The organism is Lysinibacillus sp. CTST325 (assembly GCF_054665055.1).
Window position 1 is genome coordinate 62,949 of sequence record NZ_BAAFHO010000009.1, and the last position, 12,810, is coordinate 75,758.

The window sequence follows — 12,810 nt, forward strand, 5'->3', positions numbered from 1 at the left end:
TGTACATAAAAAAGGACAGCTTGGCACTATAGCCTTGCTGTCCTTTTTAAATAAACATTTAACGGGCAAATGGGAGATGGAGAAGCTCCCACTGATGAAGATTATTTAGAAGTAGAAACTTCCTCTTTTTTCTTCACAACAAACTCATCATTCACGTAATCAATGATCACTTGGTTGCCCTTCTCTACATTGCCTTTCAGCAGTTCTTCCGATAAACGGTCTTCTACTTGTTTTTGTAATGAACGACGTAGTGGACGAGCACCGTATTGAGGATCGTAACCTTCCTCGGCAATTTTCTCGAGAGCCGAATCCGTTAACTCTAACGAGATGTCTTGCTCTTTTAGACGTTTTGTTAAAGCATTCGCCATCATCGCTACAATTTCTTTTAAATGTTCTTTTTCTAGTGAGTGGAAGACGATCATTTCGTCGATACGGTTTAAGAACTCTGGGCGGAATGCTTTTTTCAATTCCTCGAGCATTGTACCCTTCATATCTTTATACTTCGTATCAGTACCACCTACATTGAAGCCAAGGTTTTTCTGATATTTTAAAGCATCTGCACCAACGTTTGATGTCATAATAACAACTGTGTTGCGGAAATCTACCACTCGGCCTTTAGAATCTGTTAAACGGCCATCTTCAAGTACTTGAAGTAAGATATTGAAAACATCTGGATGGGCCTTCTCAATTTCATCTAGTAATACTACTGAATACGGTTTACGACGAACCTTTTCTGTTAGTTGACCGCCATCATCAAAGCCTACATAGCCTGGAGGTGAACCAACTAAACGTGAAGTCGAATGTTTTTCCATGTACTCAGACATATCAACGCGAATCATTGCGTCCTCATCGCCAAACATCACCTCAGCTAGCGCTCTAGCAAGCTCTGTTTTACCAACCCCTGTAGGGCCTAAGAAAATAAATGAGCCAATTGGTCGTTTCGGATCTTTCAAACCAGCTCTTGCACGACGTATTGCGCGAGAAATTGCCTCTACTGCTTCTCCTTGACCTACAACTCGTTTGTGTAACTCTTCTTCAAGTTGTAATAACTTAGAAGATTCTTCTGAAGCAATTTTTGATACTGGAATTCCAGTCCACATAGAGACTACCGCTGCTACATCATCCACTGTAACTTTTGACTCGGCTTTACCCTGTTCTTCCTTCCAATTTTTTCTCGTAGTTTCAATTTCATCTTTTAGCTTTTGCTCTGTATCTCTTAATGACGCTGCCTTTTCAAATTCTTGACCTGAGACAGCTGCATTTTTTTCAGAGCGCACATTTTCAAGCTTATCTTCAAGTGCCTTTAAGTTTGGTGGCACTGCGAATGAACGTAAGCGTACTTTAGAACCTGCTTCATCGATTAAGTCAATCGCCTTATCCGGTAAGAAACGATCAGAAATATATCGGTCACTCATTTTTGCTGCCGCTTCAATTGCTTCATCTGTAATTTTCACACGGTGATGTGCTTCATAACGATCACGTAAGCCTTGAATAATTTGAATCGCTTCTTCTACAGTTGGCTCATCAACTTGAATTGGTTGGAAACGGCGCTCTAACGCGGCATCCTTCTCAATATATTTGCGATACTCATCTAGTGTCGTTGCACCAATACATTGAAGCTCGCCACGCGCTAAAGATGGTTTTAAAATATTTGACGCATCAATGGCACCTTCTGCACCACCTGCACCGATCAATGTATGCAATTCATCGATGAATAAAATAACATTACCTGCTTGGCGAATTTCATCCATTACTTTTTTCAAGCGATCTTCAAATTCACCACGATATTTTGTTCCAGCAACAACTGTTCCCATATCAAGTGTCATAACACGTTTATCACGAAGAATTTCTGGTACTTCATTATTAATAATTTGCTGCGCTAAACCTTCAGCAATAGCCGTTTTACCAACACCTGGCTCCCCGATTAATACAGGGTTATTTTTTGTACGACGTGACAGAACCTCAATAACACGTGTAATTTCCTTGCTTCGACCAATGACTGGATCTAAAGTACCTTCACGAGCAATTTGCGTTAAATCACGCGCAAGGCTATCTAATGTTGGTGTATTGGCAGCCTGTGCAGCTTGTTGACCAGATTGAGCATTATCGTTATTGCCTAATAACAATAGCACTTGCTGACGAGCCTTATTCAATCCGACACCAGCATTATTTAATACACGGGCCGCTATACCTTCACCTTCACGAATAAGCGCTAATAGTAAATGCTCTGTGCCGATATAAGAATGACCTAGTTTACGTGATTCATCAACAGATAGTTCTATTACCTTTTTAGCTCGAGGTGTGTAGTGGACAATCGGGCCAACATCCTCTTTACCTTTCCCTACAAGCTCTTCAATACCTGCTTCAATCATTTGAGGACTAATATCAATGGCTTCTAATGCTTTTGCAGCAATACCGCCACCTTCACGGATAAGCCCTAATAGAATATGCTCTGTTCCAATTGATTCGTGTTTCCAACGAATTGCCTCTTCTTGTGCAAGCTGTAATACTTTTTGCGCGCGTTGTGTAAAACGATTAAACATCAAATGAATCCTCTCCTTTTCCCCGAATAATAGGCTTACTCATATTTTCTCGAGATAGTGCCTCACGAAGCATTTCCGCTCGTACGCGATCTCGCTCAGTAGGTGGCAAAACGTCACCTGCGTAATTCTGTAAAAATCCAGGTTGCATACTAACTACACATTCGTTTAATTTAGTCGCTTTAATACCTTCAATTAACTGTAAATCTACTCCTAAACGAACATTAGATAGACAGGTAGCGGCTTCCTCACTCGTTAAAGTTCGAGCATGTGTTAATGTCCCTAAAGCACGATATACACGGTCTTCTAAGGCAAGCTCTGCTTTTTCCATTAACCTATCTCTTGCATGTCGTTCTTTTTGAATTATTTTTTCAGCGACGCTTTGGATATCCGCTAAAATATCATCTTCTGTTTTTCCTAGTGTAATCTGATTTGACACTTGGTAAACATTCCCTATATTTTCGCTACCCTCCCCATATATTCCTCTTACCGTCATTCCTAATCGTGTCATTGCATTAATGATTTGATTCATCTGACCCGTAAGTGTAAGGGCCGGCAGGTGCATCATGACAGATGCTCGTAAACCAGTACCAATATTTGTTGGACAACTTGTTAAATAACCAAATGTATCTCGAAATGCGTAAGGCAAAGCTTTCTCTAAGATACGATCAATTTTATTAGCCTGCTCGTATGCCTTTTGAAGTTGAAAACTCGCTGTCATACATTGAATGCGTAAATGGTCTTCTTCGTTCACCATAATGCTAGTTGATTCATCATCAGATAAGAGCATGGAGCCAACTCGCTCTTTTTTTGCAAGCTGAGGACTAATCAGGTGCTTTTCCACAAGTATTTGACGCTGTAAAGACGTTAAGTCTTTAATAGCAAAATATGAATAATTTTCTCGAAGTTCTGTACTATCCTTGATTGCATGTGTAACTGCCTGTTCCACCTGTAATGCTTCATCCTCTGTAAAGGCTAATGGAAAACGATAACCATCTAAATTTCGAGCAAGGCGGATGCGTGTACTTATGACAATATCTGAATAATCGTCCTCTACACTCATCCATATTGGTGTAGCACGCTCTAAAAACGATTCAATCATCACGACACATCACCACCTTCAAATTGTAGCTGCTTCTCAAGTTCCTTCGCTTCATCACGAAGCTTTGCTGCCTCTTCAAATTGTTCTTCATCTACAGCAGCCTTCATACGTTTACGAATGTCTTCAATTTGCTTTTTAATGACATAAACATTATTTCGAGCACCAGGCATTTTCCCTATATGTTGAGGACCAGCCTGTATACGGTTAAAGAGCTTCGGTAAGTGCTCGCTAAAGGTGTCGTAGCAGCTAGGGCATCCAAATTTACCTTCTTTTAAAAACTGTTTATAGGTAAATCCACATTGTGGACATGTTTGCGGTTGTGGTGGTGCCTGCTGTTTTTCACCCACTTGTTGTTGCTGCCATGTAGGGGAGCCAAACCAATTGGATAATAGCTGTTGAATAGATATTGGCTCTTGCTTAAATTCAGCATGAAATGGATGGAACTGCGAGGCGCAGACGTCACAATAATGATGCTCCACTTTTTGACCACTTTGAACTTGTGTTACGGTAACTGTCGCATTACGCTGCTTACAATGTTCGCATATCATTTCCATCACCTCTTTTATTTTTGCTGTTCATATTTAATCGTTGTTAGCATTGCTCGTAAAATTTTTGCTCGAATGATATCCCGTAACGGGAGTTGCAAATCGATAGTTGAGCGATCAACTGCTGCTAACATTATTTTCGCTTCTCGCTTTGAAATTACCTGCTCATCAATTAGTCGATACACTAAATCCTCTGCCATCGTTTGCGATGCCCCACCTTCTATTTGCGCGAGGACATCATCGATTAAATCAATTTGTGAATTCGCGCGGACACGTAAAATTCGAATGTATCCACCACCACCACGTTTGCTTTCAACAAGGTAACCTCGTTCGGCAGTAAATCTTGTATTGATTACATAATTTATTTGTGAGGGCACGCATTGAAATTTATCTGCGATTTCACTACGTTTTATTTCAATATGCCCTTCTCCACCTAATTCAAGTACTTGCTTTAAGTAGCCTTCTATGATGTCTGATATATTACGCATTTTAGGAATACACCTCGCTTACTTCACTGACTTTGACTATCTTTGACTTTCTTTGAGTATATTATACAAAACGCTTGAAAATAATTGCAATTAATTCGCACATAGAAAAAATCAATTATGCCTATGCCGAGGCATAATTGCGTCCGGAATCGGCTTTGTGCTTAGGCCTGCAGATGTTTTTTTGTGCGAAAGCGTAGTGCTAACGCAGCGGCAGCGGAATGATGCAAGTCAGTTAGCCGTTATCGCATGGATGCGATGATTTTAGGCTAACATCCTATATTGAACTCCTTTCCGATTTCCGTGACATCCTCCGGAGGCTTAACTTATTTCAGCGGATGTTTGGACAACCGCTGAAATAAGTTAAAGCATTTTCTGTCCTTAGTTATAAGATACCCTTTTCAGTTATAGAAAAAACGCAAGCATATGCAACTAGCATATACTTGCGTCTATAAAAATTATACCCAACGACCAACAATCGGATAACGCCAAGGCTCATCAGATAAAGCCTTCACAATACCAATAATTGGCGCAATAAAATACATAATACCAAATACAATCAAGAACGGTATACCAATGAGTAGGAAGCTGAAAATACCCGAAATTGTAAGTAACACTATCATCACAACTTGGAACAATAAGGCTTGCACAGAAAGACTCTTTACCTCTTCATCCGAGCCAATTAAGAAAAATATAATCGGTACTAACCATGGCGCAAAAAACGCACTTGCGTGTATGATTACCTTAGACCATTTTGTTTCCATTTATATCAACCCTTCCATTTAATTTTTTATTTTATGTACTATTATTTACGGACCTATCCCTTAAATAGTTTCAAATATAAATTGCATTTTTAAATTTTTTTGAAAGGCATGTGATACTCGATGGAATTTAATAACAAACTTGCAAACGAATACGAAAAGGGTATTCGTCGCACGCTACCTAGCTATGATGCAATGCTACGTTTGACACAAACCTTTTACCAATCTGCGTTACATGAAAAAGCTGAATTTTTAGTAGTTGGCTCCGGAAGCGGCAATGAAATTTTACAGCTCGCTGAGAAAAGACCTCGTTGGTCATTTGTTGGCATAGATCCGTCAGAAGCGATGCTACAAATAGCTGGTGACCGTTTAAAATCTCTACCTAATAATATTTCTTTATATCAAGGAACTATACTGGATACTCAGCTACCTACAGTGAAGTTTGATGCAGCAAGCTGTGTATTAGTGCTTCACTTTATACAAGATGATCAAGAGAAGCTTGCAACATTAAAAGAAATAGCGAATAATTTAAAGCCTGGTGCTCCATTTGTCCTCGTCTCAAAATACGGGCAGCCAGGTTCCTTAGAAACTGAGCTACAATTTGATTTATGGCGTGCTCATTGGCTACAGCATACAAAGCTAACACCATCGGACGTAGCAGAAATGGAGAAATCCATACGTTCTCTTTCATTTATGCGTGAAGAGGACATTTTATCACTATTACAGCAGGCAGGCTTTACAAAACCATCTAGATTCTTTGCGACTACTTTATTTGGTGGTTGGATATGTTATAAAGAAAGTTAGCTGTGAAGATATATACACCTGTTAAGATAGAATTAACAGAATAGAGGTGAATGCTGTGATACGTACAATTGGCATTACAAAAGACCAAAAACTTATAAAGGATTTTCCGCTTGAAGATATACACAAAAACGAATTTGAATGGTACTGGGTCGATTTTAATTGTCCGACCGATGAGGAAGAGCTACTGTTAGATACATTCTTTCATTTTCACCCGCTCGCTATAGAAGATTGTTTAATGCGTTTACAGCGGCCAAAGCTCGATTTTTATGATGATTTCCATTTCTTTGTTATCCAAAGAGTTAACGAAGAATTAACAGCTGAGGAAGTAAACATTTTTGTTTCTAATAAATTTATTGTCACATTTCATAAAAATTCAGCACCGGAGATAGATCGAGTACAAATGATGTTAGAAAAACAGCCAAAGAATTGGGAACGCGGCACAATATATTTAACATACCAGGTAATCGATAAAATCGTTGATAACTATTTCCCACTTGTCTATAAGATTGAGGATCATTTAAATGCACTAGAAGATGAGCTTACCTATCAAAGTAACCTCAATGCTATGAAAATTGTGTTTGAATTCCGTAGTGATTTGCTTGATCTACGTCGCACCATATTACCAATGCGTGATCTATTATATCGTATTCTTAACTCTTACCGATTTTCACTTAAAAAATCAGAACGAGCTTATTTCGGAGATATTTACGATCATCTGCTTAAACTCACCGAAATGATTGAATCCAACCGTGAGCTCACTGCTGATATGCGTGATAGCTATATGGCGATGAGCTCTAGTCGCATGAATGGCATCATGATGACCCTAACAATTGTTTCAACAATCTTTATTCCTCTAACATTTATTGCAGGTGTTTATGGAATGAATTTTGAATATATGCCAGAGCTACATGGGAGATTTAGCTACTTTATCGTACTCGGAATTATGATTTTTATCGCTTTATTTATGCTGGGAATCTTTAAGCTCAAAGGCTGGTTCAATTTATTTAAACCTTAGAAGTGAAAGTTTATTGCTATAATAATTCCTTCGGGACCAGATGACGAGAAGAGTATTATTCTTTAATCAACATACTAAAGGCACCTTAGAGATTTTTCTAAGGTGCCTTTTCACTGTCAGTAAGGACCACGATCATCAATTTTACCTTCGCCTTGCTGTGGAAATAAAAAGTAAGCGAGTACCCCAGATACTAATGTTGCACAGATAGTAATAAACAGTTGATCTAAGTCTGGTACCTCAGCATAGTAGTTTCTTAACATGTAAACCGAGCCAATCGCCACAATTACCATAACCGGAATAACAAATTTGAAACGTTTCTTTTCCATGTAATACCTCCTCAAAACTATTGTTACGTTCAATCTAAACAGTTCGTATTTTACAGGTTTCCTATTTCAAATTCAATTTACCTATTACCTTTTTAATAGTCTATTTCATGACTTTTAATCGACAGTCGTCTATAATGCCTATAAAAAAATAAAGAAATAAACTAAAATTTTAACCAAATTTACCACAAAAAATAGTAGAATAGACTAAATACCATATATTCCGAAAAATTAACAAACCAAGCAATTCGATTTTTTATATACTACTATGCATTTATAAAGAATGGAGCAAACAACAATGAGTTGGTTTTCAAAAAAGAATGATTCTAGTTACTCAATTACATTAGCACCTGAAAATTATACGAACAATGTACAATTGGATGTATCAAACCATCCAAAACTTCAAAAGCAGTTGCAACTTTTAGATTTAACAATTGAGGATTTAGCCATCATCAAACAACTACAGCCTTTAGCTAAGGATTTAGTTCCTGAAATGGTGGATCAATTTTATGCAGCCATTAGTTTGAGCCAAGATTTGTTAGGTATTATAAACAGGACTTCACAAATCGATCGTTTAAAAGTTACTTTACATAAGCACTTGAGTGATATTTTCGAAAGTCATATTAATAACTCTTATATTGATGAACGGAAGGCAATCGCCGAAACCCATGTTCGAATTGGTCTACAGTCAAAGTGGTATATCGCCTCATTCCAGTCATTAACAACGACATTTACACGCTTTACAAATGAGTTAGATTTATCAAAACATGATGCCATACGTGCTATCAATGCCTTCTGTAAAATCATTAACTTCGAGCAGCAGCTTGTAATCGAAGCCTATGAAAAAGAAGAGGAACGCATTCGAGTAGCAGCAGATGAAACAAAATATGCACTTGTTACTACCATTCAAAAAACGGCAGAGGAACTCAATGGGATTAGTGAAGAAACAGCAGCTTCTTTATTAGTCATTTCTTCTCAAACGGACGATATCGCAGTAGCTACTAAGCAAGGCTTAACCTTCGTTGCTGAGACACAGGAAAAATCCAGACGCGGACAGCAGCAGCTACAAGATCAAAATGATTTAATACAGGTTATTTTGCAAAGTGTAAACAGTCTCGAAGTTACGATGAACCAGTTACGCACATCTTCTCAAAAAATATCAGAGATTGTAGGGCTAGTTACAGGAATTGCCGATCAAACCAACTTATTAGCATTGAATGCTTCTATCGAGGCAGCCCGTGCAGGTGAGCATGGTAAAGGTTTTGCTGTTGTAGCAGAGGAAGTCCGTAAGCTTGCAGAAGAAACAAAAAATGCTGTACAAAATGTTTCTCATCTCATTAAAGAAACAGAAAGTAATATTACAACAATGTCGAATTCAGTTATTAACGTTGATCAAAAGATTCAACATAGCGTAGATACACAAAACAGTTTATCTAAATCATTTAATGATATCGCCGATGCTGTTTCTGGAATTCAACAGCAGTATGTAAATACTTCAAGAGATATTTCAGCAATCTCTAACTTGATTACTGAACTGTCACAAGGGGCTACACTAGTTTCTTCTTCTTCCGATTCACTTATTAATGTGGTAAATGAGTTGAAAATGTAAGCACAAAAAAGGGAAACTGACAGAATACGTCAATTTCCCTTTTCATTTTTAATGCGGTAATTCCCGTTTTTGTTTACGATGTTCTCGTCTTGCAGGGCCGGTTTCAAACAGACGTTGTTCTGCATCTGTTTCAGGATAAATTGCAGGAACTGGCTTAGGTTTACCGTCATCATCTACTGCAACCATCGTTACAAAGGATTCCGTCGTTAATTTTTCCTCACGAGTTTCAATGTTTCGTGAAATAACCCGAACGTAAACTTCCATTGAAGAACGTCCAGTTGACGAAACAATACTTTCAATTTCTAAAATATCTCCTACATGTGCTGCCGATAAAAAATCAACCGAATCAATAGAGGCTGTAACTACATGCCCTTTCGCATGCTTCATTGCTGTAATAGCAGCAATTTCATCAATATAAGCTAACACTCTTCCACCGAAAATGGAGTTGTGATTATTTGTATCTGGCGGTAATACGAGACGCGTTTGAACAGTACGTGACTGACCCATCGGTATTGCGTTGTTTGTCATAGTTCTTGCAACTTCCCTTCATGAATGTTCTTTCGTCATCGTATCGTAGAAAAAGAGTTGATGCAAATTAGAACGATTTCTTCATCGTAATAAATTTCATATCTGTCATTTCCTCGATTGCCCACTTAATGCCTTCACGTCCATAGCCACTCATTTTTACGCCACCGTATGGCATATTATCCACCCTAAATGTCGGAATATCATTAATAATAACAGCTCCTGCCTGTATTTCATCTGCTGCACGTAATGCATCAGGTAACACATTCGTATAAATTCCAGCATTTAAGCCAAGCTCCGACTCATTCACTAGTCGAATAGCGTCGTCTAATGTTTCATATGAAACAATTGAGACGATTGGCGCGAATGTTTCTTGACAAACAACTTTCATATCCGCCGTCACATTCGTCATAACAGTTGGCGTTAAAGTACGTTCTGTAAATGTTCCTCCTGTTGCAACTACCGCACCTTGTGACTTTGCTTCTTCAATCCATTGACGAATACGTTCAACTTCTTTTGGATTAATCATGGCACTAACATCAGTATTTGTATCTAGTGGATCACCGACCACCAATTTCTCTGTCTCAGCTACAAACGCCTTTGTAAATTCATCAATAATAGATGCGTGTACATAAATACGCTGTAAAGAGATACAAACTTGGCCAGCAAAATTAAAAGCACCACCGACACAACGCGAAATAATTTTATCAATTGGTGTCGATGGCTCGACAATTACTGCAGCATTGGAACCAAGCTCTAAAGTGACTTTACGCAAGCCTACTTTTTCTTTAATGCCCAATCCAACCGTACCACTTCCCGTGAATGTCACCTTTTTCACAAGTGGGTGGGTCACAAGTGTATCACTTAGCTCCCCTCCGCTACCTGTAATAATTTGAAGCGCACCATTAGGTAGACCAGCTTGCTGGAAAATTTCCGCCATCACGATAGAACTTAATGGCGTTTGCGTCGCTGGCTTTAAGACAACCGTATTTCCAACTGCAAAAGCAGGACCTAATTTATGTGCCACTAAATTAAATGGAAAATTAAATGGTGTAATGGCTGAAATTACACCTAGAGGTTCTCGTTTTGTCCAACCGATACGATCTCCTGCCCCAGGTGCAGCATCCATCGGTACCGTTTCACCCTTTGCTTGCTTAGCACCCTCCGCTGCAAATTGATAGGTTGCTATTGTACGTTCTATTTCAGTTAAACCTGCCGATATTGGCTTACTTGCTTCTAAAGCCAAAATTTCAGCTAATTCCTCTTTACGCTGGCGCATGATGTCGACCACTTTATATAATATTTCGGCACGTTCGTAGGCTGTTGTCTTTTTAAACGTTTGGAATGCCTCCTGTGCACCTTCTATTGCTTGCTCAACGTCAGAAATTGACGCCTTAGCAACCTTTGCAATAACCTCACCACTATAGGGTGATTTCAACTCATATGTCGCCTTTGCGTTCTGCCACTGGCCATTCATCCAAAGCTTTGTTTCCTTCATCCTTCAAATGCACCTCCGAAAATCAAGTTCTTCTTTATTTTATCACGAAGAACTTGATGCTACAGCTGCTGCACTAACTGCCGCGAATATCGCTGCTTGCTGTGCTTGAATCAATAATTCAATAGACGACATGATCGTCATTGATAAGGATTGTTGCACCTGCGCCATATCATAAATTGCAATTTGTATGGCCATAAATAATACAAATTCACGATGCCATTTTAAAAGCTTCATATCCTTTAACTCATTATATAAATCAACAATCTGTTGAAGCTGTACTTGATTCACTTCAAGGATTGCTAAAAAACCAAGTAAAGGATAGTGCATCGCCTTGGCCTTTACATCCTGATTCTTTAGTGTGTCACGGATTGTCACAACACTTGGCACTAGTTTATTATCATATTGAGCTGATAAGAAAGTCAGTACTTGCGATAGCCATTGAAGCTCATTACCCGCATTAAAATTATACGTACGTAATTCTTTATAATAACGATTCATTGTTTCCGCACGTAGCTCAACATCATCCGATGGGCTGCTTAACAATACTGCATAAGGAATATCATCGTATGACGTTAAAAACTTATGATGTTTACGGATTGCATCAAATAATGCACGTGCTGCCTGCGCATGTGCACGCTTCTCACTTTCCTCTTCCGTTAAAAATTGTGCACCAATAAAACTAAAGTTCCCACTTCTAAATTTTGCTTCCTTCATTATATGAACGTTGTTCAGTAAATTTTTTACTGCTTGTTCTGTATCTTCTTGCTCCAATAAATTTGCAGCAATACTATAACCTACCGTTGTTCTTAACGGAGATGTCCATGAAGTTTGCTTTTTTATTTCTTGTAATACTTCTTTATATTTAACAGAATCAAAAGGTTTTCCAGATGCCACATATTTGCTAGCTATGGCTAACACAATTTTACGATCTACTGTCCGGCCAACAGCCTTTGAGACATCCTCCACCATATTTGTAAACTGATTTTCAATCATAACAAAATCCATGTTTAACACGCTCCTTTTCCATATTTACGTAATTAAATAAAAAAGGATTCATCCATTTTAGCTTGGAGGGGCTGACACTGTTTGAAATGACCAATAGAAAGTGGATCGATTACGATTATTTTGAGATTACACAACTCTCCAAGAAATATAGCCTTACATACATTCTCCCAGAAAAATGGACATAGAAAAACAGCGGCAATACTTTTTGCCGCTGTCACTAAAGCTTTAAATTAACCCTAATTCCTTTAACTCCTCTGTTGAAAAGGCTCTTGATCTTGTTAAAAATCGTTTACCTTCAACGCCTTCAAGTGAAAACATACCACCTCTGCCATCGACAACGTCCAAGATTATTTGTGTATGCTTCCAATAGTCATATTGATTTTTATGCATATAGAAGGGAGCACCACCAATCTCTCCTAGGCAAACATCTTGATCACCTAATAGTAAGTCGCCCTCTGGATAACACATTGGCGAAGAGCCGTCGCAGCATCCACCTGATTGATGAAATATAACGGGTCCATGCTTTTCTTTCAATAATTCGATTAGTGCTAGCGCTTCTTCTGTTGCTATAACACGCTCGACCACGCTCATGCACCTC

At 38.6% G+C, this 12,810-nt stretch carries 13 protein-coding genes; 3 read left to right on the forward strand and 10 right to left on the reverse strand.

Annotation, left to right across the window (positions count from 1 at the left end; translation table 11 throughout):
• Positions 1–101 precede the first annotated feature (101 nt).
• The 5 genes from ACYQ73_RS18615 to ACYQ73_RS18635 form a co-directional block, all read right to left on the reverse strand.
• Complete coding sequence (locus ACYQ73_RS18615; RefSeq protein ID WP_460013823.1) at positions 102–2,546, reverse strand: ATP-dependent Clp protease ATP-binding subunit; 2,445 nt, start codon at positions 2,544–2,546, stop codon at positions 102–104.
• A complete protein-coding gene (locus tag ACYQ73_RS18620) occupies positions 2,536–3,645 on the reverse strand; it encodes a protein arginine kinase (protein WP_460013824.1) in 1,110 nt (369 codons plus the stop codon). The genes ACYQ73_RS18615 and ACYQ73_RS18620 overlap by 11 nt, the downstream gene beginning before the upstream one ends.
• The gene (locus tag ACYQ73_RS18625) at positions 3,642–4,190 is read right to left on the reverse strand and encodes a UvrB/UvrC motif-containing protein (RefSeq protein ID WP_460013825.1); all 549 of its coding nucleotides are present in this window, start codon (positions 4,188–4,190) and stop codon (positions 3,642–3,644) included. The genes ACYQ73_RS18620 and ACYQ73_RS18625 overlap by 4 nt, the downstream gene beginning before the upstream one ends.
• A gap of 14 nt (positions 4,191–4,204) precedes the next feature.
• On the reverse strand, positions 4,205–4,675 hold the full coding sequence (locus tag ACYQ73_RS18630; protein WP_460013826.1) for a CtsR family transcriptional regulator: 471 nt from the start codon (positions 4,673–4,675) through the stop codon (positions 4,205–4,207).
• Between the two features lie 455 nt (positions 4,676–5,130).
• The gene (locus tag ACYQ73_RS18635) at positions 5,131–5,436 is read right to left on the reverse strand and encodes a DUF4870 domain-containing protein (RefSeq protein WP_460013827.1); all 306 of its coding nucleotides are present in this window, start codon (positions 5,434–5,436) and stop codon (positions 5,131–5,133) included.
• A gap of 120 nt (positions 5,437–5,556) precedes the next feature.
• Here ACYQ73_RS18635 and ACYQ73_RS18640 point away from each other — a divergent pair, with 120 nt between their 5' ends.
• Entirely contained in the window at positions 5,557–6,237 is a 681-nt protein-coding gene (locus ACYQ73_RS18640) for a class I SAM-dependent methyltransferase (RefSeq protein ID WP_460013828.1), read from the forward strand.
• 55 nt (positions 6,238–6,292) lie between these two features.
• Entirely contained in the window at positions 6,293–7,252 is a 960-nt protein-coding gene (gene corA / locus ACYQ73_RS18645; RefSeq protein ID WP_460013829.1) for a magnesium/cobalt transporter CorA, read from the forward strand.
• 116 nt (positions 7,253–7,368) lie between these two features.
• Here the strand turns inward: corA and ACYQ73_RS18650 are convergent, their stop codons facing one another.
• Positions 7,369–7,578, reverse strand: coding sequence for a hypothetical protein (locus tag ACYQ73_RS18650; RefSeq protein ID WP_460013830.1), 210 nt, complete (start codon positions 7,576–7,578; stop codon positions 7,369–7,371).
• 295 nt (positions 7,579–7,873) lie between these two features.
• Here ACYQ73_RS18650 and ACYQ73_RS18655 point away from each other — a divergent pair, with 295 nt between their 5' ends.
• Positions 7,874–9,184, forward strand: a complete 1,311-nt coding sequence (locus tag ACYQ73_RS18655) for a protoglobin domain-containing protein (RefSeq protein ID WP_460013831.1) — start codon at positions 7,874–7,876, stop codon at positions 9,182–9,184.
• Positions 9,185–9,232: 48 nt separating this feature from the next.
• Here ACYQ73_RS18655 and ACYQ73_RS18660 read toward each other — a convergent pair whose 3' ends face one another.
• The 4 genes from ACYQ73_RS18660 to ACYQ73_RS18675 form a co-directional block, all read right to left on the reverse strand.
• Positions 9,233–9,712, reverse strand: coding sequence for an acyl-CoA thioesterase (locus tag ACYQ73_RS18660; RefSeq protein ID WP_460013832.1), 480 nt, complete (start codon positions 9,710–9,712; stop codon positions 9,233–9,235).
• Positions 9,713–9,779: 67 nt separating this feature from the next.
• A complete protein-coding gene (locus tag ACYQ73_RS18665) occupies positions 9,780–11,207 on the reverse strand; it encodes an aldehyde dehydrogenase family protein (RefSeq protein ID WP_460013833.1) in 1,428 nt (475 codons plus the stop codon).
• Positions 11,208–11,249: 42 nt separating this feature from the next.
• Positions 11,250–12,212, reverse strand: a complete 963-nt coding sequence (locus ACYQ73_RS18670) for a DUF4003 family protein (RefSeq protein ID WP_460013834.1) — start codon at positions 12,210–12,212, stop codon at positions 11,250–11,252.
• A gap of 225 nt (positions 12,213–12,437) precedes the next feature.
• On the reverse strand, positions 12,438–12,797 hold the full coding sequence (locus ACYQ73_RS18675) for a DUF779 domain-containing protein (protein ID WP_053482849.1): 360 nt from the start codon (positions 12,795–12,797) through the stop codon (positions 12,438–12,440).
• Positions 12,798–12,810 lie beyond the last annotated feature (13 nt).

Excerpts from the sequence above, each read along its gene's own strand:
- ACYQ73_RS18625 (WP_460013825.1), bottom strand. The coding sequence starts at position 4,190 with ATGATATGCGAACATTGTAAGCAGCGTAATGCGACAGTTACCGTAACA.
- ACYQ73_RS18630 (WP_460013826.1), bottom strand. The coding sequence starts at position 4,675 with ATGCGTAATATATCAGACATCATAGAAGGCTACTTAAAGCAAGTACTT.
- ACYQ73_RS18635 (WP_460013827.1), bottom strand. The coding sequence starts at position 5,436 with ATGGAAACAAAATGGTCTAAGGTAATCATACACGCAAGTGCGTTTTTT.
- ACYQ73_RS18640 (WP_460013828.1), top strand. The coding sequence starts at position 5,557 with ATGGAATTTAATAACAAACTTGCAAACGAATACGAAAAGGGTATTCGT.
- ACYQ73_RS18650 (WP_460013830.1), bottom strand. The coding sequence starts at position 7,578 with ATGGAAAAGAAACGTTTCAAATTTGTTATTCCGGTTATGGTAATTGTG.
- ACYQ73_RS18655 (WP_460013831.1), top strand. The coding sequence starts at position 7,874 with ATGAGTTGGTTTTCAAAAAAGAATGATTCTAGTTACTCAATTACATTA.
- ACYQ73_RS18660 (WP_460013832.1), bottom strand. The coding sequence starts at position 9,712 with ATGACAAACAACGCAATACCGATGGGTCAGTCACGTACTGTTCAAACG.
- ACYQ73_RS18665 (WP_460013833.1), bottom strand. The coding sequence starts at position 11,207 with ATGAAGGAAACAAAGCTTTGGATGAATGGCCAGTGGCAGAACGCAAAG.
- ACYQ73_RS18670 (WP_460013834.1), bottom strand. The coding sequence starts at position 12,212 with ATGGATTTTGTTATGATTGAAAATCAGTTTACAAATATGGTGGAGGAT.